We start from the raw sequence: 25,628 nt of genomic DNA, 5'->3' as shown, positions 1-25,628 counted from the left end.
CCGACCCTACTAGTGAGAGGTTGTCATGGCCGACTATAAAGCGCCCCTGCGCGACATGCGCTTCGTTTTGAATGAAGTCTTCAACGTGACCGAGCAATGGGCGCAGTTGCCCGCGCTGGCCGAAGTGGTGGATGCCGAGACCGCCCTCGCTGTGCTGGAAGAGGCCGGCAAGGTGACGGCCAGGACCATCGCCCCACTCAGCCGAGCCGCCGACGAAGAGGGCTGCCACTGGGACAACGGCGCGGTCAGCACGCCGGCCGGCTTCATCGAGGCCTACAACACCTACGCCGAAGGTGGCTGGGTGGGCGTTGGTGGCGATCCCTTGTTCGGCGGCATGGGCATGCCCAAGGTTATCTCGGCCCAGGTCGAGGAAATGGTCAACGCGTCGAGCCTGGCCTTCGGCCTGTACCCGATGCTGACTGCCGGTGCCTGCCTGTCGATCAATGCCCACGCCAGTGAAGCGCTCAAGCAACAGTACCTGCCCAACATGTATGCCGGCGTCTGGGCTGGCTCCATGTGCCTGACCGAGCCCCATGCCGGCACCGACCTGGGCATCATCCGCACCAAGGCCGAACCCCAGGCCGACGGCAGCTACAAGGTCAGTGGCACCAAGATCTTCATCACCGGTGGTGAGCACGACCTGACCGAGAACATCATCCACCTGGTGCTGGCCAAGCTGCCGGACGCGCCCGCCGGGCCGAAAGGCATTTCGTTGTTCCTGGTGCCCAAGTTCCTGGTCAACCCAGACGGCAGCCTGGGCGCGCGCAACCCGGCCACTTGCGGCTCGATCGAACACAAGATGGGTATTCAAGCCTCCGCCACTTGTGTGATGAACTTCGACGAAGCGGTCGGTTACCTGGTCGGTGAGCCCAACAAGGGCTTGGCGGCCATGTTCACCATGATGAACTACGAGCGCCTGGGCGTCGGCATTCAGGGCCTGGCATCGGCTGAGCGTTCCTACCAGAACGCCGTTGAGTACGCCCGTGACCGCCTGCAGAGCCGTGCCCCGACCGGCCCACACGCCAAGGACAAGGTTGCCGACCCGATCATCGTGCACCCTGATGTGCGGCGCATGCTGCTAACCATGAAAGCCTTGATCGAAGGCGGGCGCGCCTTCTCGAGCTACGTGGCGCTGCAACTCGACAGTGCCAAGTACAGCGAAGACGCCACCACGCGCAAGCGCAGTGAAGAGCTGGTGGCCTTGTTGACGCCGGTGGCCAAGGCCTTCCTGACCGACCTGGGCCTGGAGTGCACGGTGCACGGCCAGCAGGTGTTTGGCGGGCATGGCTACATTCGTGAGTGGGGCCAGGAGCAACTGGTGCGTGATGTGCGGATTACGCAGATCTACGAAGGCACCAACGGCATCCAGGCCCTCGACCTGATGGGGCGCAAGGTGGTTGCCAGTGGCGGCGCATACTACAAGCTCTTCTCGGACGAGATCCGCCGCTTCATCGCCGGTGCCGACAGCGCGCTGGACGAGTTCGCCAAGCCGCTGGGCGCGTACCTCGACCAGCTGGACGGGCTGACCGAGTGGGTGCTGGAGCAGGCCAAGGGCAACCCCAATGAAATTGGCGCGGCCTCGGTCGAGTACCTGCATGCCTTTGGTTATGTGGCCTATGGCTACATGTGGGCGCTGATGGCGCGTGCGGCGCAGGCGGGTGAGGGGGATGAGGCGTTCTACTCGGGCAAGCTGGGTACGGCGCGGTTCTACTTTGCACGGTTGCTGCCACGGGTAGATTCGCTGGTGGCGTCGGTGAAGGCGGGGAGCGAGTCGCTGTACCTGCTGGACGCTGAGCAGTTTTGATAGATTGTGGGGCCGCAAAGCGGCCCCCAGTATTGGCATGTCTGGGAATGAATCCCCTTTGTAAGCTTTTTCCTACACGACGTGGTGACTTTTCACCACTGTTCTCAGATTGGATCCACAGGTAATCTTTACCACATGGACGTTGCGCAGGAAGCGCAAAGGACAGATCAAGGAAGACGACGAAGGACCACCTGCCAGGATGGCGGGGCGATACGGATGTCACAGGGAAACAGTCTGGAAAACCCCGCTTCGGCGGGGTTTTCTTTGTGCGCGTGTTTTGTCAGCCCAGCACATCCAGAGGCGAGCCCCCCAGCTGGCGCGCGTCTGTCTCTTCTTCCAGTAACGTACGCAGCAGCTCCACCGAGGCTTGCTGGCGCTGCGCATCGCGGAACACCAGCCCGACCTTGAGCGGCACCCGCGGCTCGCTCAATGGCTTCCACAGCAGCCCCTGGTCATCCTCGGCCGCGTCCTTGGCCCGCCCCGGCAAGATGGTAGCCAGCGCCGTATGGGCCAGGCTGTCGAGAATCCCCGCCATGTTGTTCATCTCTGCCTGCACCTGCGGCCGACGGCCCTGGCTGGCCAGTTGCGCCTGCCAGATCTGTCGAATCTGAAACTCTTCGCCCAGCATCAGCATGGGCAGTTCAGCGGCCTGGCGGATCGACACCTTCTTGAAGTCCTTCAAGGGATGGGTGTCGGGGATGACCAACTGCAGTTCATCTTCGTACAGCAACAGGCCATGCAGCCCGGGTTGGCGCGGTGGCAGGTAACTGATGCCGATGTCCAGGCTGCCATTGAGCAGGCGCCGTTCGATTTCCAGCCCCGACAGCTCGTAGATTTGCACCACAAGGTGCGGCTGGGCCTTGCGCAAGCGTTCGAGCAACTGCGGCACCAGGCTGGGCCGCACGGTCTGCAGCACGCCGATGGCCAGGGTACGCAAAGACTGGCCCTTGAAGTTGCGCATGGCCTCCTGGGCCCGTTGCAGGCCATCGAGCAGCGGCAGGGCATGGTTGTACAGCGTGTGGGCGGCCAAGGTCGGCAGCAGGCGCTTGTTGCTGCGCTCGAACAGGCTCAGGTCGAGGCTGTGCTCCAGTTGGCGGATTTGCTGAGAAAGCGCGGGTTGGGACAAAGACAGGCGCTCGGCGGCGCGGCCGACATGGCCTTCTTCGTACACCGCGACGAAATAACGCAGTTGGCGGAAATCCATAAGTAACACTTATCGAAAATGCTGGAAAAACGAAATGGTCGAAACCCGTCGTGGCGCCTAGTCTATCGCCGTATTCCAATGGGTTACAGCGGTCATCGAGCCGGATTGTTACCCCGGATGAAAAACACTTTTGATAGGCAAGGCTGAATATCAAGTGCCGGCATCAAGACCGCACATTGGCCGCCCTTTACCGTGATTGGTTGGAGCCCTGATGAACCTGTTCAACCTGCGTCGCTCGGCTGCCGCCGCCGTCGCTGAGCCCGAGCGTGCGCCGGTGACCGTGGCGGATGCGCCGCAGTTGTCCCGTGAGCGCCTGATGCCGAGTACCGAACGTGCCCCGCAGGTTTTCGTGCGCGGCCAGGGCTCGTGGTTGTGGGACAGCGAAGGGCATGCCTTCTTGGACTTCACCCAGGGCGGCGCGGTGAACAGCCTCGGCCACAGCCCCAGCGTACTGATCAAGGCGCTGGGCAATCAGGCCCAGGCGCTGATCAACCCGGGGTCGGGGTTTCACAGCCGCGGCCGGCTGGCGCTGGTCAACCGCCTGTGCCAGAGCACCGGCAGCGACCAGGCCTACCTGCTGAACAGCGGCGCCGAAGCGTGCGAAGGGGCGATCAAGCTGGCGCGCAAATGGGGCCAGCTGCACCGCAATGGCGCCTATCACATCATCACCGCCAGCCAGGCTTGCCACGGCCGCAGCCTGGGCGCGCTGTCAGCCTCCGACCCGCTGCCGTGCAATCGCTGCGAGCCTGGGCTGCCGGGCTTCAGCAAGGTGCCTTTCAATGACCTGGCGGCACTGCATGCGGAAGTGAACTCGCGCACCGTGGCGATCATGCTTGAGCCGATCCAGGGCGAGGCGGGGGTCATTCCCGCCACACAGGCGTACCTCAAAGGCGTCGAAACGCTGTGCCGCGAGCTGGGCATCCTGCTGATTCTGGATGAAGTCCAGACCGGTATCGGCCGGTGTGGTGCGCTGCTCGCCGAGCAGATTTACGGGGTACGCGCCGACATCATCACCCTGGGCAAGGGCTTGGGCGGTGGGGTACCGCTGGCCGCCTTGCTGGCACGCGGCACCGCTTGCTGCGCCGAGCCGGGTGAGCTGGAAGGCAGCCACCATGGCAACGCGCTGATGAGCGCCGCAGGCCTGGCAGTGCTGGACAGCGTGCTGGAGCCTGGCTTTTTCGAGCATGTGCAGGACAGCGGCCGCCACCTGCGCGAAGGCCTGAGCCGCCTGGCTGGCCGTTATGGCCAGGGCGAGGTGCGTGGCCAGGGGCTGCTGTGGGCCCTGCAACTGCACGAAGGTGTCGCCCAGGACCTGGTAACGGCCGCCCTGCATGAAGGCCTGCTGCTCAATGCTCCGCAGGCGGATGTGGTGCGTTTCTCGCCGGCGCTTACCGTGAGCAAGGGCAACATCGACGAAATGCTCCTGCGCCTGGCCCGCGCCTTTGCCCGCCTGCATGCACAGCAGCAAGCCCGCCGCGAAATGCCGGCGTAACCGAATTCAACGAACCGTCTGGCGTTCCTGCGCATCGCCCCTGGCCTGTTTCATTTGGCCCGGGGCGTTTTTTTTGGGGTGCTTGTCGCTGGATCTTCTGCGCCTGGAAGATCGAGCGCCGCCCGCGCGGCGCTTCGCAGCACAAGGCTGCTCCATCTGTTTCCGGCCAATGAGTCCTGAGGCAGAGGCGCGCGGCCCTTTGGCGTCCACCTCGATATCGTGCGGAACAAACAAGGCGGTCGCGCGCGTAGGTACAGGCGTAACTGGCCCGAAACAGATGGAGCAGCCTTGTGCTGCGAAGCGCCGCGCGGGCGGCGCTCGATTTGCGCACCACCTCAAAAACCAAGACAAGCACTTGGCAGCCTTCACCCTATCTTTACCTTTTTACCTGGCGCCCAACGTGGAACCTCTACGACGCGCGGCTAGTCTCTGTTGTAACCCTTCAGGAGAGACGTGCATGGACTTCATTCGCATCATCATCGCCATCTTGCTGCCGCCGCTTGGGGTATTTCTGCAGGTGGGCTTTGCCGGGGCGTTCTGGCTGAATATTCTGCTGACGCTGTGTGGGTACATTCCGGGGATCGTGCACGCGGTGTATATCATCGCCAAGCGCTAAGAAACGCGGGGCCGCAGTGCGGCCCCCTTGGCTTTACTGGCCCAACACCCGGCAATAAAACGCCCATTCCTCTTCCAACGCATGCGCCAGGTTCTGTGCATTACGGAACCCGTGCCGCTCTCCCGCATAGAAGTGCCCCTCGGCTGCAATGCCATTTGCCTTCAGGGCGTCCAGCATCAGGCGCGTCTGCTCCGGCACCACCACCGCATCCAGCTCACCCTGGAAGAAAATCACCGGCACTTTGATCTGCGCTGCATGCAGCAGGGGCGTGCGTGCGCGATAACGTTCGGCGTCCTGCAGCGGGTCGCCGATCAACCAGTCCAGGTAGTCCCCTTCGAACTTGTGCGTGGCGCGGCCCAGTGCGACAGGGTCACTGACGCCATACAGGCTGGCGCCGGCCCGGAACACATCATGGAAGGCCAAAGCACATAGCGTGGTGTAGCCGCCCGCGCTGCCGCCGCGAATGAAGGCCTTGCTCGGGTCGATCAGCCCCAGACTCGCTAGGTGCGCAACCGCCGCGCAGGCATCCTCGACATCGCTCTCGCCCCAGCGCAGGTGCAGCGCCTGGCGATAGGCCCGGCCATAACCCGTGCTGCCGCGGTAGTTGAGGTCGGCGACGGCGAAGCCGCGCTGGGTCCAATACTGGATGCGTGGGTCGAGCGCTGGGTAGCACGCCGAGGTCGGCCCGCCATGGATAAACATCACCAAGGGCGCGGGCGCTTTGGCGTTCATGGCCGGGTAGAAGAAACCATGGGCGATACCGTTGCCGCTGGCGTAGCGCATGGCCTGCGGCTTGCTGATGCATTCGGCGGGCAGCACCTCGGCACCACCGGCCAGTACCCGCACCTCATGATTGCTCAGGTCGATGGCAATGACGGCGGGTGGGCTGACGGGCGAGGCGGCGATGGCATAGAGCTGCCCGGCATCCATCGCCAGGCTGCGAAAGCGGGTGTAGGCGCTGGCAAAACGCTCCACTTGCTGGTTCGCGGTTATCAGCCCTAACTGCGCAAAGCCATCCTCGAACCAACTGGCTACATAGCGTTGCGGCCCCAGGGCGAGCCAGGTGCTGGTACCCAGTTGCCAGGGCGCGCCGGCATGGTCGGCGGGCTCGGCGGGCAGGGCCTGCCAGTGCCCGGCGATCTCCCCCCAGGGCTGCCAGAAGCCATTGCGGTCCGACAGGCAATACAAGCGGCCTTGTGCATCGAAACGTGGTTGTTGCAGGGATTCGTCCAAGCCCGCCACGCAACGCGCAGGCCCCCAGGCGCCGCTGCTATCACGCTCGCGCAACAGCAGGCGCGTCTGTGTCCAAGGTTGCGCCGGGCGGTCCCATTCGACCCAGGCCAGGCGCTGCCCGTCGCTGCTCAAGGTGGGGGACGCGTAGAAGTCGGCACCTTCAGCCAGCACCTCGCGGGCGCCTTCGCGCAGGGCAACCAGGCGATGCTCCACGGTTGGCCCATGGTGCTCCTCGACTGCCAGCACCTGGCCGTCATGCCAGTGCACATCGCCGTAGCGGCAGTCGTCAGCCTGGGTCAGCGGGCGCGGCACTTCGCCGTCCAGCCCTTGGGTATACACCTGTTGATCCGTTTCGTTGACGAAGACCAGCCCGTCACCGCCGACGCAGAAACTGCCGCCGCCGTATTCGTACACCCGGCTGCGCACACTGAAGCCATCCGGTGTCAGGCACTGGGCTTGGTACTGGTGCCAGTGCCAGATTCGGCAGGCACCATCGGCCGGGCGAAATTCGTTCCAGAACAGCCCGGCCGGGCTGACCTTGAGCTCGGCGAAGTCGGTGCCTGCAGCAACGGCCTGGGCTGCGCTGAATTCAGCCGCGAGCGATGACACGGGAGTTTCGTTCATTGCGGAAGGTCATCTCTTCAATCGCGAGTTGGGCGGTTTCTGCCTCCTCGCGGGCCTTGAGGATGATGCCGTGGTCAGCCGATTTTGCGCACACCGGGTCGGCGTTACTGGCATCGCCGGTGAGCATGAAGGCCTGGCAACGGCAACCGCCGAAGTCCTTTTCCTTCTCATCGCAGGAGCGGCAGGGCTCAGGCATCCATTGGTAACCGCGGTAACGGTTGAAGCCGAACGAGTCGTACCAGATATGCCGCAGGTCGTGGTCACGCACGTTGGGGAACTGCACCGGCAGTTGGCGGGCGCCGTGGCAGGGCAGGGCGGTGCCGTCCGGGGTGATGGTCAGGAACAGGCTGCCCCAGCCATTCATGCAGGCCTTGGGGCGCTCTTCGTAATAATCCGGGGTGACGAAGATCAGCTTGCAGGGGTTGCCCTCGGCTTTGAGCTTGTCACGGTATTGGTTGGTGATGCGCTCGGCGCGCTCCAACTGCGCGCGGGTCGGCAGCAGGCCCAGGCGGTTGAGGTGCGCCCAGCCATAGAACTGGCAGGTGGCGAGCTCGACGAAGTCGGCTTCGAGGGCGATGCACAGCTCGATGATGCGGTCGATCTTGTCGATGTTGTGCCGATGGGTGACGAAGTTGAGCACCATCGGGTAGCCGTGGGCCTTCACGGCACGGGCCATCTCCAGCTTCTGCGCGAAGGCCTTTTTCGAGCCGGCCAGCAGGTTGTTCACCTGCTCGTCGCTGGCCTGGAAGCTGATCTGGATATGGTCCAGGCCGGTTTTTTTGAATTCGGCGATGCGGGCTTCAGTCAGGCCGATGCCGGAGGTGATCAGGTTGGTGTAGTAGCCCAGCCGACGGGCCTCACCGATCAGCTCGGCGAGGTCCTGGCGCACCAGCGGTTCGCCGCCGGAGAAACCAATCTGCGCGGCGCCCATTTCTCGCGCTTCGGCCATCACCTTGAACCACTGCGCGGTGCTTAATTCCTGGCCTTGGGCGGCGAAGTCCAGCGGGTTGGAGCAGTACGGGCATTGCAGCGGGCAACGGTAGGTGAGCTCGGCCAGCAGCCACAGCGGCAAGCCGACCTCGGGCGTGGCCGGCAACTCAGGCGAGGACGATCCAGTGTTCGCCACGGGCCACCTCCATGAACTGCTCGATGTCGTCGGCAACTTCCGGCACATCGGGGAACTGCCGTGCAAGTTCGGCAATGATTGCCGCGACGTCACGCTGGCCATCGATCAGGCCACCGATCAGCGCAGCGCTTTCGTTGAGCTTGATCATGCCCTCGGGGTACAGCAACACATGGCCTTTCTGTGCCGGCTCGTACTGGAAGCGGTAGCCGGGGCGCCAGTTGGGCACTTGCTTGCGATCGAAACTCATAGGGCGATCCCCTTGTGCCAGACCCGTTCCTGGGTGACCGAATGATAAGGCGGGCGGTTCAGCTCGTAGGCCATGCTCATGGCATCGAGCATGCTCCACAGAATATCCAGCTTGAACTGCAGGATCTCCAGCATACGCTCCTGGCCCGCACGGGTGGTGTAGTGCTGCAAGGTGATTGCCAAGCCGTGCTCGACATCACGCCGCGCCTGGCCCAGGCGCGTGCGGAAGTATTCGTAGCCGGCGGGGTCGATCCAGGGGTAGTGCTGTGGCCAGCTGTCCAGGCGCGACTGGTGGATCTGCGGGGCGAACAGCTCGGTCAGCGAGCTGCTGGCCGCCTCTTGCCAACTGGCGCGGCGGGCGAAGTTGACGTAGGCGTCGACGGCAAAGCGCACGCCGGGCAGTACCAGCTCCTGGGAGCGCAGTTGATCAGGGTCCAGGCCCACGGCCTGGCCAAGGCGCAGCCAGGCCTCAATACCGCCGTCTTCGCCAGGCGCGCCGTCATGGTCGAGCAGGCGCTGGATCCACTCACGGCGTACTTCGCGGTCCGGGCAGTTGGCCAGGATCGCGGCATCCTTCATCGGGATGTTGACCTGGTAGTAGAAGCGGTTGGCTACCCAGCCCTGGATCTGCTCGCGGCTGGCGCGGCCCTGGTACATCGCCACGTGATACGGGTGATGAATATGGTAGTAGGCACCTTTGGCGCGCAGGGCCTGCTCGAATTCGGCAGGGGACATCGGCAACGGGTCGCTCATCAGGCCTCCTTAAAGCTCGATGCTCATGCCATCGAAGGCGACTTCAACGCCTCGACGCTGAACCTCGGCCCGTTCTGGCGAGTCTTCATCGAGAATTGGGTTGGTGTTGTTGATGTGGATAAGTACCTTGCGCTGGCGCGGGAAACCATCGAGCACCTCGAGCATACCGCCGGGGCCGTTTTGCGCCAGGTGGCCCATCTCGCGACCGGTGCGGGTGCCGACACCACGGCGCTGCATTTCATCGTCTTCCCACAGGGTGCCGTCGACCAGCAGGCAGTCGGCGCCGTGCATCATCGCCAGCAGCTTGTCGTCGACCTGGCCCAGGCCCGGGGCGTAGAACAGCTTGCCACCGGTGCGGGTGTCTTCGACCAGCAAGCCCAGGTTGTCACCCGGGTGCGGGTCGAAGCGGTGCGGCGAATAGGGGGGCGCGGCGCTGCGCAGGGGGAAGGGCGTGAACCTGAGGTTGGGGCAGGCGTCGATAACGAAGCTGCCTTCGAGCTCAATGCGGTTCCATTGCAGGCCGCCGTTCCAGTGGCTGAGCATGTTGAACAGCGGAAAGCCGGTGGTCAGGTCTTGGTGGACCATGTCTGTGCACCACACCTGGTGCGGGCAGCCTTCGCGCAGGCTGAGCAGGCCGGTGGTGTGGTCGATCTGGCTGTCGAGCAGGACGATGGCATTGATGCCGGTATCGCGCAGGGCGCGGGCCGGCTGCATCGGCGCGAAGGCCTGCAGTTGGGCGCGGATGTCGGGCGAGGCATTGCACAAGACCCAGTGCTCGCCATCGTCGGACAGCGCGATGGACGATTGCGTGCGCGCCGTGGCCCGCAGGCTGCCGTCGCGGTAGCCCTTGCAGTTGACGCAGTTGCAGTTCCACTGGGGGAAGCCGCCGCCGGCGGCAGAACCGAGAATCTGGATGTACATGGCCACTCTCTACCGGAAAACCGTTTCCAAAAAACACAAACGCCCCGGCGGGCCGAGGCGTCGAACCGTAAGCAGGGCTTAGCGGTTGGCGAAGTACATGGTGACTTCGAAGCCGATACGCAGATCAGTGTATGCAGGTTTAGTCCACATGGGATGACTCCTTCCGAACGGGGTTGGGTTGGTCAGCTACTTATTGGGTACCGCCGTACGCCGGAGGTTCCCTTGACTGAGATTGCGCTATCTTACAAGAAAAATATGTACCGAAAGGTTAATTCTTCGAAAAGCGCCCTTGCAGTTAACGTAACAATCCTCGTTTTTGCTATTGCCAGGATGGGTCTGGCGCTGCGCTGTTGGCCAGGCAGAGCCAAGGGGCATGAGGGGCCAGAAGACTGCCAAGTAGCGCATCAAGGTCCGCTTGCCGAGCCATGAGGATAGACCACTGTAGGTCATTCAGCCTGTCGGGTCGTGTCGCCAGGTGTGTCTGCCACGCCCATTCGGCCACCTCGGCATTGGCCATCGCAGGCTCGGCGAACTGCTCGGCCAGCGCCTGCTGTGCTGCGCTGTCGAGCACCACGCCTTTGCTTAGGACCGGTTGCAGGTGAGCGAGAATTTGAGCAGGGGTGGCATGGGGCGATTGCACGCCAAACAGCAGGCCAGCGCAGCCTTCAATCTGACGGAAGGCGCTGAACACCGCGTAGCCCAGTTGCAGCTCTACCCGTAGGCGTTGATACACCGGCCCCTGCAACAGCTGCGCGAGCAGGCGGCCGATGGCTTGCTGGTCAGCGGGCACTGGGCAGAACAGCAACACCGCGTTTTCGCTGCCGGCCAGTGCAGCGTCTACCCATCGACGGGCCTGCCACTGGGGCGGGGCAGTGGCCGTGGCGCCTTGCCCGGGGCAGTGGGTCAGCACGGTGCCGAGAGGGCCCGTGTCTTCAAAGCCCAGTGCCAGGCCATGCCAGCGGGCCTGTTCCCACGCCTGCGCCAGCTGCCTCGGTTCGAGCGAGCCCGCGGGTAGCGGTTCGGCCTTGTGGGCATGCATGGCATCAGGCAGTCGCTTGAGCAGGGCTCTGATCGGGATCAGTGCGGGCGCGGGCGGCGGGGTCTGCCAATCGGCAGGTGAGGGCGCGTTCAGCAGCGCGAGGGCTTCAGTGACGGCGTTCATCACTGCCGACGGTTGGCCGGCGCACTGTAGCTGCCAGTATTCGCCAGCTTCGCTGAACTGTAGGTGCAGCCCGGCGCGTTCGGCGCGCTCCTGCAAGGGGCGCAGCGCCTGGCAAAGGATTGGGAACACGCCATGGCGCAGGCTTGAGGGCAGGTGCCAGCGCAGATAAAGGGCGGCGTATTGGCGTGATGCCGGGAGCACGTCGCTTATGGCCAGTGCGTTGGGTAACGGCGCGGTCGCGGGGGGCGGTGCGGCGGTCAGCAGAGTGTCTGCGGCGGGTATCTGCCATTGACCATGCTCGCCGCTGGGAAGGCTGGCAAGCAGTGCCTTCAGCGCACTCAGGCCTTGTTCGTCGAGTGCGGCGAAGGGCTGGCCTGAGCTGTCCCGTCGTGCCAGCTCCAGCGGGCTGGCGGCCCACTCACGGCTGCGCTGCAATTGACTGAACGCGGCGTTCAGCCGCTGCGGATTGGCCTGACGGATAAAACCGAACCAGCTATGCAGCAATGCGATCGCCTCATCCTTGCAGGCATCAGCCCCGAGCTGCAGGTCGATGTGCCAAAGCAACTGCCCGGCGAACGCATACAGCGTTTCTGCTTTGAAGCCTTGCAGCCAACCGCGCTGGCGAAGCGCACTCAGCCATCCCCCTGGTCGGCTGTCGTCGAGCAGGTCGATCAGCAACCCCAGTGCGCGCTCGGCACCTTCTGGCAGGCTTTCGTGGGCGAACGTCAGTGGCTGCCCGGCCCTGCGCAGTGGCGGCGGCGATGCCTGCGCGGCACGGCTACCGGCCGGGAACAGGCTGCCAAATTCCCGACCCAGGCGTTCCAGTGCTTCCAGCGGTTGGGGGCCGCACAGGCTCAAGGTGATCTGCCCACCTTGGTAGAAGCGTTGGTGAAACAGGCCAAGGGCGCGTTGAAATGCAGGATCTTGCAGGGCGAGGGTGTAACGATTGCCCGCCTGAAAACTGCTCAGCGGATGCTGGGGCGAAACCGACTGCAGCAGGGCGAATTGCTGCTGAGCCTGCGGGTTACGCGACCAGGCGATGAATTCGGCATGAATGACCTCTCGCTCCCGGCGCTGGCGCTCGATGCCAAGGTCGGGTTCGGCCAGCATCTGGCACAGGCGCTCCAGCCCGCCGGCCAAAGCCGCGGGGGGGACTTCGAAGAAAAAGTCGGTGGTGCGCTCACGGGTGCTGGCGTTGACCTGGCCACCGAGGGCCTGCACATACCGCATCAGGCCGTCTTCCAACGGGAAGCGCGCTGTGCCCAGGAAGAACAGGTGTTCGAGAAAGTGCGCCATACCCGGCCATTTTGCCGGGGCATCGTGGCTGCCTGCCTGCACCCGCAACGCGGCCGCCGCACGCTTGAGGCGCGGGGCATGGCGCAGGGTCAGCTGCAGGCCGTTGGCGAGAGTGAGGTGCTGCGTGGCGTCAGGCATGAGGGCTCCAGGTAGGCGTTCATGCTAACGCATTTGTGCTGCCTGGCCTGGCCCAATCGCCGGCAAGCCGGCGCCTACTGGGCCTGTTTGCGTTGTCATTGTGGGAGCAACTGTCTTGTGGTGCTTGTGCCGGCCTCATCGCTGGCAAGCCAGCTCCCACAGGTGCGGCGCTAGCCTTTGAGGCTACACAGTTCGGGTGGGAGCCGGCTTGCCGGCGATTGGGCCGCAACGCGGCCCCAGTCAGCCCTCGCGCACATGCAGCTCCTGGCGCAAATCGGTCAGGTAAGGAAACGCCTTGCGCCCTTCTACCACCTGCTCACGCGCAAGCTCGGCCAGCAACTGGCACTCGTCCCGCCCGGCCATGGCCAGCAGGCTGCCATCCGGGCCGATGATGCTGCTCTGCCCGCAATACTGGATGTCGCCCTCGGCCCCACAATAGTTGGCATACACCAGGTAACACTGGTTCTCCTGCGCCCGCGCTCGCACCGTCACCTGGCAGATGAAATCGTAAGGCGCCATGTTCGCCGTCGGTACCAGGATCAGTTCGGCGCCGTTCAGCGCCAGGCGCCGGGCGTTCTCCGGAAACTCGATGTCGTAGCAGATCAGCATGCCGACCTTCCAGCCTTCCAGTTCCACAACCGGGAAATGGTCCGGGCCTGCGCTGAACATCGAGCGGTCCAGCTCACCGAACAGGTGCGTCTTACGGTAGTTGCACAGGCTGCGACCGTGGGCATCGATCAACTGCACGCTGTTGTAGAACGCGCCATCATCGCCGCGCTCCGGGTAGCCATAGGCGATGGCGATGCGATGCGCCTGGGCGATCTCCACCACGTCCATGGCCGCGGGGCCATCACTGGCCTCGGCCAGGCGCTCGACCTGGGCCAGGCCGATGTTGTAGCCGGTGAGGAACATCTCCGGGCACACCAGCAGCTGGGCGCCGCGTTCAGCCGCCCGTTGCGCCTGGTGCTGCAGCCGTTGCAGATTGCCGGGCACGTCCAGTGGGTTGGGCGCGCCTTGGAACAGAGCGATGCGCATGGCGCCTCCTTGTCTCAGTCGGCCAGGGCGATCGGGCCGATTTCATCGAACACATCGCCTGGGCCTGGGTTGTCCGGGTGGGTCTGGCCACCGAAGTGATTCATGATACCCCACACGGCATTGAGCGACGTCTGCACCGCGCCTTCCACCCACGCCGGCGTCCACGACACGTCGTCGCCGGCGATGAACATGCCGCGCTGTTCGGCGGGCATGTCCTGCTGCATGAAGTGCGCGTACATGCGCTGGTTGTAGCGGTAATGGCCCGGCAGCGCGCCCTTGAAGGCACCGAGGAAGTGCGGGTCGGCCTCCCACGATATGGTGATCGGGTCGCCGATGATGTGCCCGGCGATATCGGTCTTCGGGTAGATTTTCTTCAGTGCGTCGAGGGCCAGTTGCACGCGTTTTTCCACCGGGTGCGGGAGCATCTTCAGGGCATCGCTCATCCACGCGTAGGACAGGCAGATCACCCCCGGCTTGTCGTCGCCGTTGTCGAACAGGTAGGTCCCGCGGGTGAGGCGGTCAGTGAGCGTCATGCTCATCAGGTCGCGGCCGGTTTGCGGGTCTTTGTCCTTCCAGAACGGGCGGTCGACCATCACGAAGGTTTTCGACGATTGCATGTAGCGGGTACGGTCCAGGGCCATCCACATCTTCTGCGAGAACAGCGACTCTTCGCAGTCGATCTGCGTGGTCAGCAGCCAGGTCTGGCACGTTGCAAGCACGGCGGCGTAATGGCGGGTATCGCCCCAGTTGTCGGTCACCGCCAACTGGCCATCGGCGGCGCGGGCAATGCGCTTGACCCCAGTGCGCGGCGCACCGCCGTGCAGCGAGCTGAGGCTGGTGCCTTGCGGCCAATGGGCGCAGCGCTCCGGCACATGGCGCCAGATGCCTTGCGGCACCTGCTCGACGCCGCCCACGACCAAGTGTTGATGGTCGTCGCAATTGGTCATCACCACGCGGAAGATTTCCAGCATCGAGTTGGGGAAATCCGAGTCCCAGCCTCCGGTGCCGAAGCCGACCTGGCCGAACACCTCCCGGTGCTGGAAGCTCAGCTTGGCGAACGAGCGCGAGGTGGCGACGAAGTCGTAGAACGTGCGGTCGTCCCACAGGGGCACCAGCGTGTTCCACAGCGCTTTCAGGCGCGGTACATCACGGTCACGGATCGCCTGCTGGATATCGGCAAACTGCGCGCCGCTTTCCAAGGCGTCGGCCCAGGCGTCGGCCACCTCGTGGAACAGGTCGGGCAGGTCCGCGGCCTTTTCGGCGTAGTAGGTCTGGCCTTCCAGGTCGATCACCGTGCTGCCAGAGGCGGGGGTCAGCGGGTTGGGGAATGGCTTGGTCTCCAGGCCCAACTTGTCCACATAGTGGTAGAAGGCCGTCGAAGAGACCGGAAAGCGCATGCCACCCAACTCGGCGATGATCCCGTCGGTGCCGTTGAAGGCTTGCGAGCGCAGCCGGCCACCCAGTTTCGACGCTTCATAGACGACAGGCTTGAGGCCCAGCTTCATCAACTCGTAAGCCGCTACCAGGCCAGCGATCCCGGCCCCGACAATCGCCACTTCCTCGCCCTGGCGCTCGGCCGGGATGCTGCCCAGGCCGGCCGGGTGTTCCAGCCAGTCATCGAAGGCGAAGGGGAAGTCCGGGCCGAAGATGGTGATGGGCTTTTTGCCGTCGGCGGGGTGGCGGTTCTTGTTGTTCATGAAGTGACCTTGCCAGAGGGGCTGCGCAGAGAGCGGAGCCTGAGTATAGGAGATGCCTGGGGGTCATTTTAGGGCGTGGGGGGTTCGTAATTAAGATGCAGAGTGTTGTCTGAATGTATGTTTTGTCGTCGAAATGAGCATTAATTGGTTGTTTTTGACGAGATCGATGGTGACGGTTAAGGGTTTGTCGGAAATTTGCAGCGCCTATGAGATCGAGCGCCGCCCGCGCGGCGCTTCGCAGCACAAGGCTGCTCCTACATCTGTTTCCGGCCAGTAAAGCCTATGAGAGAGGCGCGCGACCGCCTTGTTGGTCCAACTCGATATTGAGGTGGGCGCAAAGGTGCCGCGCGCCCATGTCACAGGAATAATTGGCCCGAAACAGATGTAGGAGCAGCCTTGTGCTGCGAAGCGCCGCGCGGGCGGCGCTCGATCTCATGCGCGCCGCCAATCGCAAGCCAGGCACCTCGTGCCCCTCACATCACAGCAATTGCCCCCGGTCCACCTTGCTGCTCAAAATGATCGACGTGGTGGTTTTATCCACCCCATCGACACTGCCAATCTGGTCAAGCAACTGGTCCAGTTGCTCCGGCGAATCGGTCCGCAGCCAGGCCACATAATCGAACTCACCACTCACCGCGCACAGTTGCTGCACCTGCCCCATGGCACTCAGACGCCGCACCACCTCCTTGCCGGAACGGGGCTGCACCTTGATCCCGACATACGCCTGCAAGCCACCGCCCATCACGTGTTGGCCCAGGCGCACACCATAGCCTGAGATCACCTTGTTCTTCTCCAGCCGCTCCAGGCGTGAGTTGACCGTGGTGCGCGCGATACCCAGCAGGCGGGCGAGGGTGGCAACGCTTTCGCGGGCATTGATTTGCAGCAGGGCGATCAGCTGGCGGTCGATTTCATCCAGCGTAATGGGGCGGGCATCCGACATGGCAAGTCTCTACAGTGGGCCCGCTAGCCTAGCCAGCCAATGGCAACCAGGGCAAGGCTGCGTCACTGGCTTTCTTTCGGCATCATGGCAGGCCGACCGTACTGGACCTACGCCGTGAACTTCGCAAACCTGCTCGAATGCTGGCGACTGGAAGTCTCCAACAAGAAAAAGCCCGGCCGCCGCATCAGCCTGCTGTTCAACGTGCTGCGCCGCGCCCGCAAGGACAACAAGCTGCGCTTTCTCTTTGCCTTCCGCCTGGCCCAGTACCTCGACGCACGAGGCGGCCTGGCCCAGCGTCATGCCATGCGTATGCAGCAACGGCTCAATCTTAAGTACGCCGTGGACATCGACATCGGCGCCCAGATCGCCCCCGGGCTGCGCATCGCCCACCTGCCTGGCGTGGTGATTACCCGCCACGTGAGCATCGGGCGTAACTTTTTCATCCGCCAGAATTGCTCGATCGGCATCAAGACCCTAGGGCTGGAGGCGTATGCGTTGCGCATTGGCGATAACGTCAGCGTGGGCGCCAACAGCTGCATCGTGGCGGACCGGATCAGCATTGGCGACGACGTGGTGATTGGTGCCATGTCGCTGGTGATGCGGGACATTCCGGCGGGGAACACGTTTTACAATACGCGGCAGGTAGAGATGCAGCCTCGGGTGATCACAAAATCTAACGATTAACTGTTGTCATGATCGCCATTGCTGAGCGGACAATGAGGTTTTCGAGGCTGCGACATCCAAGGGGTATCGCTGCCGCTCGGATGGATTGAATCCATGACCAACAAACACTTCCGGCTGACAGAGCTCGCTGTCACTGCCCCCAACGAGTTACTGCTGACCTTCGCCGATGAAAAGCACTACCCATTGAGGATGGACGCTATCATCGCGAAACACCCAACGTTGCGCCGGCTATCTGACCCCGAGGTTTTTGCGACCGCTGCAATTGGCGAGTGGAGCGATACCGTTATTTGGGCCGATGACGACGAATTGGAGCTTGCTGCCGACAACCTCCGCGCCAGAGCAGTGGAGCAAAGCGGTGATTGTTCGCATGAGCTGGTTTGGAATTGGATGGCCAAAAACGGGCTTACGTTGGACCGTGCCGCGCAGGAATTGGGCCTTAGCAGGCGTATGCTGGCTTACTATCGCAGTGGCGAAAAACCTGTGCCGAGGACGGTCGCTTTAGCGATGAAGGGCTGGGATGCGCTTTGTACTAGGCAAGAGGAAGCTCAAGAGGCTTCTAGGCGCCGGAAGGTGTCACTCAACAAGGGCGCCAACGGGTTTGCGAATGCAGGCCAGGCATCCAAGAAGCGGGCCTAAGCGGCATGTCCTTAATCAGGACGGGACAACAAGCACAAAAAAGCCGCGCGATTGCGCGGCTTTGTCGTATTTGGTGGGCCCACACGGACTCGAACCGTGGACCAAAGGATTATGAGTCCTCTGCTCTAACCAACTGAGCTATAGGCCCTCAGTTAGTGGCCGGATTATAACGAGGGTTTTGAAAGGGTGCCATCCGAAAGATCGGATAGTGCTATACGAAGAAACGTCGCGGCGAACTCCTCTGGGGGTAGGGGCAGGCTGACGATGTAGCCTTGGATCTGCTCACAGCCCTCGGCTGCCAGGAAGCGCTGCTGGGCCTGGTTCTCCACACCTTCGGCAATGATCGTGAACTGCATGCTGCGGCCCAGTGCGATGATCGCCCTCGCGATGGCGGCGTCGTGGGGGTCGTCAGGTAGGCCGCGGATGAACGACTTGTCGATCTTGAGGATGTCCAACGGCAAGCGTTTAAGGTAGCTGAGGGACGAATAACCCGTGCCGAAGTCGTCGATGGCCAGCTGCACGCCCAGTTTTTTCAACTGGTGCAGCACGGCCAGGGCTTCTTCTGCCTGGCTCATGATGAAGTTTTCGGTGATCTCCAACTGCAGGTCGCCGGCCTTGAGCTGGTAGGTCTTTAGCAACTGTTCGATGCGCCGTGCCAGGTGGGGGTGGCGCAGTTGGGCGCCGGCCAGGTTGATCGACAGTGGGCCAAAGTCTTCGTAGTGCATCTTCCAGATGTGCATCTGCTGGCACGCCTTTTCAAGCACCCAGTCACCGAGCTGCAAAATGGTGCCGTTCTCTTCCGCCAGGTGAATGAAGTGCTCTGGCGGCACTTCGCCAAAGGTCGGGTGGCTCCAGCGGATCAGCGCTTCGGCGCCGACCAGGCTCTGGGTCTTTAGGCTGAGCTTGGGCTGGAAGCACAGGCTCATTTCGTTGCGTTCGACGGCGCGGCGCAGCTCATGTTCGAGGGCGATGCGCTCGCTGGCCTGGGCGGTGAGGTCGCGGGTGTAGGCTTCTACGCGGTTGCGGCCTTTGGCTTTGGAGCGGTACATGGCGGCGTCGGCATTGCGGATCAGTGTGGAGACGTCGCTGCCGTCCTGTGGATAAAGGCTGATGCCGATGCTGGCGCTGGTGAAAAACTCGTGCTCGCCGGCCTGGAAGGGCGCGCTGAAGCAAGCCAGCAGTTTGCCGGCGATGCTGTTGGCGTCGCTGGGCCTGTGCAGGCCGGGCAATAGGATGATGAACTCGTCACCGCCCAGGCGCGCCACGGTGTCGACGTCGCGCACCTGTTCTTTCAGGCGCTGGGCGATGCCTTTGAGCAACAGGTCGCCGACCGGGTGGCCGAGGCTGTCGTTGATGTGCTTGAAGCGGTCGAGGTCGAGGAACAACACCGCGCCCTGGCGGTTCGAGACTTGGGCGCAGGTGAGTACGGCCTGCAGGCGGTTCTCGAACAGGGCACGGTTGGGCAGGCCGGTGAGCGGGTCGTGGTGAGCCTGGTAATCCAGCTTGGCCTGGGCGTGCTTAAGGCTGGAAATGTCGGCGAACACGGCGACGAAGTGGGTAATCTCGTATTCGCTGTTGCGCACCGCGCTGATGGTCAGCCAACTGGGGTACAGCTCGCCATTCTTGCGTTTGTTGTAGATCTCGCCCTGCCAGTGCCCCTCGTCGGTCAGCTGATGCCACATGGCGGCATAGAAGGCGCTGTCGTGCTGGCCTGAGGCAAGCAGGCGCGGGGTTTGGCCGAGCGCCTCGATCTCGCCGTAACCGGTGATTTCGCTGAAGGCGCGGTTGACCGCGCTGATGCGCTGGTCGATGTCGGTGATCAGAACGCCCTCGGCGGTGTTTTCGAACACGGTGGCGGCCAGCTGCAGTTTTTCCTGCATGAGGTGGCGCTCGGTGATGTCGCGGGCAATGGTCAGCATGCAGTCGACACCGCCAATCGGCAGGGGCCGGGCGGACAGTTCGCACAGGCGGATCTGCCCATCGCTGCGGCGGATGTGGCAGCTGAAGTCACGTACGAAGCCATCACGCTTGAGCTGGTCGACCAGCCGCTTGCGCTCGTTGAGGTCTACCCAGATGCCCAGGTCAAGGGAGGTCTGGTCGATGGTCGGGTTCAGGTCGTAGCCGGTGAGGCGGCAGAAGCCTTCGTTGACCTCAATCAGCAGCCCGTCGCTCTGGCGCGACAGCAGCAGACCGTCGGGCGATGCGTGGAATGCCTTGGCGAACTTCTCTTCCGAGGTTTGCAGTTGCTCCTGGGTTTCTTTGAGCTGGCTGATGTCGCGCACGGCCACGACTAGCGCCGGCGTGCCATCGAGCTCGAATGTTTCTGCCGAAGTCAGGCCTGTGAACAACTGGCCATTGCTGCGGCGGAAGCTCATTTCCAGGTTGCGGATGCCGCCTTGGTGCAGGCGTTCGAGCAGCCGCGGCCCGGTGCCGGCGACGGCCCACAGGTTCAGCTCGGTGGCGGTGCGGCCGATCACTTGACCTGGGGTGAGGCCGATCTGCTCTTCGAAGGCTTCGTTGACCTCCAGCAGGCAGCCGTCGCTATGGCGGGCGATCAGCAGGATGTCCGGGCACTGCTGGAACACCGAGGCGAACTTCTGCTCCGACAGGCGCAGGGCGTCTTCAGTGCGTTTGGTCTCGCTGATGTCGATCATCAGCCCGCGCATTACCGGCCGGTGGCCATGCTCGATCATGCTGACGATGTTGCGAATCCACAGGGGCTGGCCGTCGGCGCGGATGACCCGGTAGTCGAGGCTGTGATCGCGGCCGGCTGCGGTTTCACTGTCGCAATAAGCCTGGGCCCAGAGCGCGTCCTCCGGGTGCAGGATGCTGCGCCAGAAACCGGGCTTGAGCCAGTCATGCAACGGGTAGCCAAGCAGGTCTTCGGCATGGGGCGAGACATAGTTGTAGGTGAAATCGTTGGCGTCGGCTTCCCAGGCGATGGCCGACAGGCTCTCGACCAGGCCGCGGTAGTGATATTCGCTGCTGCGCAGCTCTTGTTCGAGGGCGATGCGGCGGGAAATTTCCGAGCTAAGCCTGCGGTTGATGCGGATCACCACGGCAAGAATCGCCACCAGCAACAGCACCGCAGGCAGGCCATACACCAGCATGTCGGACCAGAACAGGCGCTGGTCAACCACGTTACCGACCCAGCGCTGTTGAATACGGTTGATCTCGGCGCTGCTCATGTCGGCCATGACTTTATCGAGAATGCCCACCAGGACTTTGTTGTCCCGTGGTGCGGCCATGGCCAGTTGGTAGCGGTAGGGCGTTTCGCCACTGACATAGAGGCCGTCGAGCTTGAGCTGGCGAAGGCTCCAGATACTCGAGGCGAGGTCGCCGACCACGGCGTCGACTTCGTCTGTGGCCAGTGCCTGCAGAGCCGAACTGACGTTGGGCATGGCCACCAGGTTGAGGTCGGGGTGGTGGGTGCGCAGCAGTTCGTGCGGGGCGTAGTTTTCGACCACGGCGATCTTCAGGCCGTACAGGTCCTTCAATGAGCGGGGTTGTGCGCCGCCTTTGTGTGCCAGGATGACAATCGGGAAGTCGAGGTAGGGGCGCGTAAAGGCCAGGTAACCCTGGCGCTCGGGAGTCGACATGATGCCGGGTAGCAGGTCGAGCTGGTTATTGCGCGCCTGCGCCAATACCTCGGTCCAGCTCTTGGGCTCGACCGGTTTTAGCGTCACGCCCAGGCGTTCCTGGATCGTGTCGATGTAGTCGGCGGCCAATCCCTGGTACCGGCCCTCCTGGTCGCGAAACTCGAACGGTGGCCAAGAGGCGTCTACGCCCAGGCTTAACTGCGGGTGGGCAGCCAGCCAGGCTTTTTCCTCGTCTGTCAGGGTCAGGGCGCCGGCCGTTGTGGTCCACAGGATAAGGAGCAGCAACAGAATGGCCGGCATTAGGGGCATAGCGGCCTCGCTATCAGAGTGTCTGACGTCGAGTGTAGACGGGCATTCAGGGGGATGTGGGGCAGAAATCAGGCATTGTGTCGCCGCTTTGCCCACAAAAGAAAAACCCCGGCCTGGGCCGGGGTTTGTCATCACTCGTCGAGGAAGGAACGCAGATGCTCGCTGCGCGTCGGGTGACGCAATTTGCGCAACGCCTTCGCTTCGATCTGACGGATCCGTTCACGGGTCACGTCAAACTGCTTACCTACCTCTTCGAGGGTGTGGTCGGTGTTCATGTCGATGCCGAAGCGCATACGCAGCACTTTGGCTTCGCGGGCGGTCAGGCCCGAGAGCACGTCACGGGTGGCTTCCTTGAGGCTTTCGACCGTGGCTACGTCGATCGGGGACTGCATGGTCGAGTCCTCGATGAAGTCGCCCAGGTGCGAATCTTCGTCGTCACCAATCGGGGTTTCCATGGAGATCGGCTCTTTGGCGATCTTCAGTACCTTGCGGATCTTGTCCTCAGGCATTTCCATGCGCTCGCCCAGCTCTTCCGGGGTCGGTTCACGGCCCATTTCCTGCAGCATCTGGCGGGAAATACGGTTGAGCTTGTTGATCGTCTCGATCATGTGCACCGGAATACGGATGGTGCGGGCCTGGTCGGCGATCGAACGGGTGATCGCCTGGCGAATCCACCAGGTGGCATAGGTCGAGAACTTGTAGCCGCGACGGTATTCGAACTTGTCCACCGCTTTCATCAAGCCGATGTTGCCTTCCTGGATCAGGTCGAGGAACTGCAGGCCACGGTTGGTGTACTTCTTGGCGATGGAGATCACCAGACGCAGGTTCGCCTCGACCATTTCTTTCTTGGCGCGGCGGGCCTTGGCTTCACCGATCGACATGCGACGGTTGATTTCCTTGATCTCCGCGACGGTCAGGCCAGTCTCGGTCTCAAGGTCGATCAGCTTCTGTTGGCAGGCGACGATGGCAGCGTCTTTTTCACCCAGGGCAGCAGCCCACTTGGTGTTACGCTTGGCCAGGTCACCGCTCCAGGTCTGGTCGGTTTCGTTGCTTGGGAACATGCGCAGGAAGTCGGCACGCGGCATGCGAGCGTCACGGACGCACAGTTGCATGATGGCGCGTTCTTGCTGACGCAGGCGGCTCAGTGCATCACGCACGCGCTCGACCAGTACCTCGAACTGCTTGGGTACCAGCTTGATCGGCATGAACAGATCGGCCAGCGCCTGCATGGCGCCGATGCTCTCGGCATGGCTACGGCCATGCTTTTTCAGCACCTTGAGGGTGACGGCAAGCTGATCGGAAACCGCACCGAAACGCTGAGCGGCAACGACTGGGTCCGGGCCACTTTCGGCCTCTTCCTCATCGTCGCTCTCTTCGCTTTCTTCTTCGTCGTCCGTTTCTTCCTTGGCAGCCGCAACCTTGGCACCTGGAACAGGCACTTCTTCGGTCGGGGCAGCGATGTTGTCATCAGGGTCGATATAACCGCTGAGCACATCGGACAAACGGCCACCTTCGGTGGTGACGCGGTCGTATTCGCTGAGAATGTAGTCGACAGTACCCGGGAAGTGAGCGATGGCGCCCATGACTTCACGGATGCCTTCCTCGATACGCTTGGCGATTTCGATCTCGCCTTCGCGGGTCAGCAGCTCGACAGTACCCATTTCACGCATGTACATGCGCACTGGGTCGGTCGTGCGGCCGATATCGGTTTCAACTGCCGCCAACGCAGCAGCGGCTTCTTCGGCCGCGGCTTCGTCGGTGTCGGCTTCCGCCAACAGAAGGGCATCCGCATCCGGAGCACTCTCGAATACGTTGATCCCCATGTCGTTGATCATGCGGATGATGTCTTCCACCTGTTCAGGATCTGAAATATCCTCAGGCAGGTGGTCGTTGACCTCCGCGTAAGTCAGGTAGCCCTGCTCACGACCGCGGGTGATCAACTCTTTGATACGAGACTGCTGTTGCGCTTTTCCGGACATAACACCCTATCCACTGAAGGTCTTGGCGGGCAAAAAACAAGCCGAGGATTATACCCGAGCATGGGCCTCACGCGCCAGATGAGGTCGGCGTTTGTGCGGGAACATTCCTGCTAAGCAGGGCGAGAAGCTGCGATTTTTCCTCACTGCTCAACTCGCTTTGACGTGCTTTCCTGAGCAGATGTTCCAGGCTGCGCTCGCGTTGGCGGGCGGACAAGCTAGTTATAGTGTCGAAAAACTGTTGTTCAAGGTTGTCGGCTACGATCAGCCATTCCTTCTCGGCCAGCGCCCGCAGCAAACGGCCCTGTTCGGTGCCGTGCCAACGTGCGATCAACTGCATTGAGCTTAGCCCAGGATTCTTCTGAGCGGCTTCGATCAATGCCACCAGCAACTGGCTGTACAGGTGCTCTTCGTCGGCGAAGTGGCTGGCATCTTCCACCTTGCCGGCCAGTAATGGGTGGTGCAGCAACGTGCGCAAGGCCGCCAGGGTCGGGGGCTCCACGGGGGCCGGGGTGCGCGGTGGGGCCTCGTCGCGTTGCTGCCAGGGCTTGCCGCCTTTGCGGTTTTTGTCCCAGGGCTTGTCGCTCCACGGCTTCTTGCCGCCCCCTTTGTTCGGCTTCCATTGTTGCTCTTGCTGCGCCGGCGCGTAGTCGTGCTGCGGCATGTCGCCGTAGTCAGGCGTGTAGCTGGCCATGGCATCGTAGTCATAGCCCGGATCATAGTCCGGGACGCTACTACTGGCTGCCGGCTGCTGGGCCAGTTGCTCGACTTGCTGAGGGTCGAGGCCGGTGATTTCCTTCAGGCGGTTACGCATCAGCTGACGCAAGTTGGCGCCAGGGATTTTTTCGATCAACGGTGCAGCCAGGGTCGCCAAATGCGCCTTGCCTTCCAGCGAGCGCGGGTCAGCTTCGACACTCAGTTGCTCGAAAAAGTAATCCGCCAGGGGTTGGGCATGCTGGTTGATGCGTGCCATGAAGGCATCGGTGCCTTCGGCGCGCACCAGGCTGTCCGGGTCTTCGCCTTCGGGCAGGAACAGAAAGCGTGCGCGGCGGCCATCCTGCAGGGCCGACAGGGCGGACTCCAGCGCGCGCCAGGCCGCCTTGCGCCCGGCCTGGTCGCCGTCGAAACAGAACAGCACGCTGGGCACCACGCGGAACAGGCGCTTGAGGTGCTCTTCGCTGGTGGCGGTGCCGAGGGTGGCGACAGCGTTGCGCAGGCCCTGCTGGGCCAGTGCGATGACGTCCATGTAGCCTTCGACGACGATGATTTCGTCGAGGTTGCGGTTGTGCTTGCGCGCCTCGTAAAGCCCGTAGAGCTCCTGGCCTTTATGGAAAACCGGGGTTTCCGGGGAGTTGAGGTACTTGGGCTTGTCGTCACCCAGTACACGGCCGCCGAAGGCGATCACGCGGCCACGGCTGTCGCGGATCGGGAACATCACGCGGTCGCGGAAGCGGTCATAGCGCTTGCCGGTTTCGGCGTTCTCGATCAGCAGGCCGGCATCGATCATGACCTTTTGCTGCAGGGTGTCGGCACCCAGGTGCTTGAGCAGGTTGTCCCAGCCGGGCGGCGCGAAGCCCAGGCCGAAGTCCCGGGCAATCTCCCCAGACAGGCCGCGGCCTTTGAGGTAGTCCACCGCCGCTTTGCGGCTGGGGTGGTTGCGCAGGGCCTGGCGGTAGAATTCGGTGGCGGCATCCAGTAGCGGATACAGCGGTGAATCGGTTGGCTGGCGCGGCTTTTGTGCGCGACGGCCTTCCTCGCGGGGTACTTCCATGCCAGCGGCGCGGGCCAGTTCCTCGACCGCCTGGGGGAAGTCCAGGTTGTCGTGGTCCATGACAAAGCCGAGGGCGTTGCCACCGGCGCCGCAACCGAAGCAGTAATAGAACTGCTTGTCGGGGCTGACCGTGAAGGACGGGGTCTTTTCCTTGTGGAACGGGCAGCAGGCCGAGTAGTTCTTGCCGGTTTTTTTCAGCTGGACGCGCGAACTCACCACGTCGACAATGTCGAGGCGGTTGATAAGGTCGTCAATGAAACTCTGGGGAATCAGCCCGGCCATGGCAGTCTCGTCATCTGGCAACTGGCAAGTCTAATCGCTCACGCGCCGGTTGGGGCGAATGCTGCAAGGGGAAGTGCGAGGGAA

At 62.9% G+C, this 25,628-nt stretch carries 19 protein-coding genes and 1 tRNA gene; 5 read left to right on the top strand and 15 right to left on the bottom strand.

Features of this window, described 5'->3' with window-relative positions; genetic code table 11:
* Positions 1–25: 25 nt before the first annotated feature.
* Entirely contained in the window at positions 26–1,804 is a 1,779-nt protein-coding gene (locus AC5PZ0_RS21385) for an acyl-CoA dehydrogenase C-terminal domain-containing protein (protein ID WP_493855696.1), read from the top strand.
* 280 nt (positions 1,805–2,084) lie between these two features.
* On the opposite strand, the gene AC5PZ0_RS21380 is transcribed toward AC5PZ0_RS21385, so the two are convergent.
* Positions 2,085–3,008 carry a LysR family transcriptional regulator gene (locus AC5PZ0_RS21380; protein ID WP_085274061.1) on the bottom strand — a complete coding sequence of 308 codons (924 nt, stop codon included), beginning with the start codon at positions 3,006–3,008 and terminating at the stop codon, positions 2,085–2,087.
* Between the two features lie 211 nt (positions 3,009–3,219).
* On the opposite strand from AC5PZ0_RS21380, the gene AC5PZ0_RS21375 reads away from it, so the two are divergent.
* Positions 3,220–4,500, top strand: coding sequence for an aspartate aminotransferase family protein (locus AC5PZ0_RS21375; protein WP_493855695.1), 1,281 nt, complete (start codon positions 3,220–3,222; stop codon positions 4,498–4,500).
* 457 nt (positions 4,501–4,957) lie between these two features.
* A complete protein-coding gene (locus AC5PZ0_RS21370) occupies positions 4,958–5,116 on the top strand; it encodes a YqaE/Pmp3 family membrane protein (RefSeq protein ID WP_007904205.1) in 159 nt (52 codons plus the stop codon).
* A 33-nt stretch (positions 5,117–5,149) separates the two neighbouring features.
* Here AC5PZ0_RS21370 and AC5PZ0_RS21365 read toward each other — a convergent pair whose 3' ends face one another.
* From AC5PZ0_RS21365 to AC5PZ0_RS21320, 10 genes are all read right to left on the bottom strand, one after another.
* Positions 5,150–6,973 (bottom strand): S9 family peptidase, encoded by a 1,824-nt coding sequence (locus AC5PZ0_RS21365; protein ID WP_493855694.1) that lies wholly within the window; start codon positions 6,971–6,973, stop codon positions 5,150–5,152.
* A complete protein-coding gene (pqqE, locus tag AC5PZ0_RS21360) occupies positions 6,939–8,099 on the bottom strand; it encodes a pyrroloquinoline quinone biosynthesis protein PqqE (protein ID WP_493855693.1) in 1,161 nt (386 codons plus the stop codon). The genes AC5PZ0_RS21365 and pqqE overlap by 35 nt, the downstream gene beginning before the upstream one ends.
* Positions 8,071–8,346: a pyrroloquinoline quinone biosynthesis peptide chaperone PqqD gene (pqqD, locus tag AC5PZ0_RS21355; protein WP_027594361.1), complete on the bottom strand. Its 276-nt coding sequence runs from the start codon at positions 8,344–8,346 to the stop codon at positions 8,071–8,073. The genes pqqE and pqqD overlap by 29 nt, the downstream gene beginning before the upstream one ends.
* A complete protein-coding gene (gene pqqC, locus AC5PZ0_RS21350) occupies positions 8,343–9,098 on the bottom strand; it encodes a pyrroloquinoline-quinone synthase PqqC (RefSeq protein ID WP_027594362.1) in 756 nt (251 codons plus the stop codon). Before pqqC ends, pqqD begins: the two co-directional genes overlap by 4 nt.
* Positions 9,099–9,107: 9 nt before the next feature.
* Positions 9,108–10,019, bottom strand: a complete 912-nt coding sequence (pqqB, locus tag AC5PZ0_RS21345; protein WP_099428159.1) for a pyrroloquinoline quinone biosynthesis protein PqqB — start codon at positions 10,017–10,019, stop codon at positions 9,108–9,110.
* A gap of 78 nt (positions 10,020–10,097) precedes the next feature.
* Positions 10,098–10,169, bottom strand: a complete 72-nt coding sequence (gene pqqA, locus AC5PZ0_RS21340; protein ID WP_003243383.1) for a pyrroloquinoline quinone precursor peptide PqqA — start codon at positions 10,167–10,169, stop codon at positions 10,098–10,100.
* Between the two features lie 169 nt (positions 10,170–10,338).
* The gene (pqqF, locus tag AC5PZ0_RS21335; RefSeq protein ID WP_493855692.1) at positions 10,339–12,615 is read right to left on the bottom strand and encodes a pyrroloquinoline quinone biosynthesis protein PqqF; all 2,277 of its coding nucleotides are present in this window, start codon (positions 12,613–12,615) and stop codon (positions 10,339–10,341) included.
* A gap of 240 nt (positions 12,616–12,855) precedes the next feature.
* On the bottom strand, positions 12,856–13,650 hold the full coding sequence (locus AC5PZ0_RS21330) for a carbon-nitrogen hydrolase family protein (RefSeq protein WP_493855691.1): 795 nt from the start codon (positions 13,648–13,650) through the stop codon (positions 12,856–12,858).
* A 14-nt stretch (positions 13,651–13,664) separates the two neighbouring features.
* Positions 13,665–15,347, bottom strand: coding sequence for a flavin monoamine oxidase family protein (locus AC5PZ0_RS21325; RefSeq protein WP_027594366.1), 1,683 nt, complete (start codon positions 15,345–15,347; stop codon positions 13,665–13,667).
* Positions 15,348–15,825: 478 nt separating this feature from the next.
* Positions 15,826–16,287, bottom strand: coding sequence for an Lrp/AsnC family transcriptional regulator (locus AC5PZ0_RS21320; RefSeq protein WP_493855690.1), 462 nt, complete (start codon positions 16,285–16,287; stop codon positions 15,826–15,828).
* Between the two features lie 114 nt (positions 16,288–16,401).
* On the opposite strand from AC5PZ0_RS21320, the gene AC5PZ0_RS21315 reads away from it, so the two are divergent.
* Both AC5PZ0_RS21315 and AC5PZ0_RS21310 read left to right on the top strand, forming a co-directional pair.
* Complete coding sequence (locus AC5PZ0_RS21315) at positions 16,402–16,971, top strand: serine acetyltransferase (protein WP_099428163.1); 570 nt, start codon at positions 16,402–16,404, stop codon at positions 16,969–16,971.
* A 93-nt stretch (positions 16,972–17,064) separates the two neighbouring features.
* Positions 17,065–17,607: a DUF2442 domain-containing protein gene (locus tag AC5PZ0_RS21310; protein ID WP_493855689.1), complete on the top strand. Its 543-nt coding sequence runs from the start codon at positions 17,065–17,067 to the stop codon at positions 17,605–17,607.
* Positions 17,608–17,678: 71 nt separating this feature from the next.
* On the opposite strand, the gene AC5PZ0_RS21305 is transcribed toward AC5PZ0_RS21310, so the two are convergent.
* From AC5PZ0_RS21305 to dnaG, 4 genes are all read right to left on the bottom strand, one after another.
* Positions 17,679–17,755: transfer RNA gene (locus AC5PZ0_RS21305), tRNA-Ile, on the bottom strand.
* 16 nt (positions 17,756–17,771) lie between these two features.
* A complete protein-coding gene (locus tag AC5PZ0_RS21300) occupies positions 17,772–21,515 on the bottom strand; it encodes a bifunctional diguanylate cyclase/phosphodiesterase (RefSeq protein WP_099428170.1) in 3,744 nt (1,247 codons plus the stop codon).
* A gap of 131 nt (positions 21,516–21,646) precedes the next feature.
* Entirely contained in the window at positions 21,647–23,494 is a 1,848-nt protein-coding gene (rpoD, locus tag AC5PZ0_RS21295) for an RNA polymerase sigma factor RpoD (protein ID WP_085274068.1), read from the bottom strand.
* A 67-nt stretch (positions 23,495–23,561) separates the two neighbouring features.
* Positions 23,562–25,544: a DNA primase gene (dnaG, locus tag AC5PZ0_RS21290; RefSeq protein WP_493855688.1), complete on the bottom strand. Its 1,983-nt coding sequence runs from the start codon at positions 25,542–25,544 to the stop codon at positions 23,562–23,564.
* Positions 25,545–25,628 lie beyond the last annotated feature (84 nt).

This window comes from Pseudomonas sp. 5.2 (assembly GCF_059025405.1).
The sequence above is the reverse complement of the archived record's forward strand: the minus strand, read 5'-3'. Positions and strand labels throughout refer to the sequence as shown.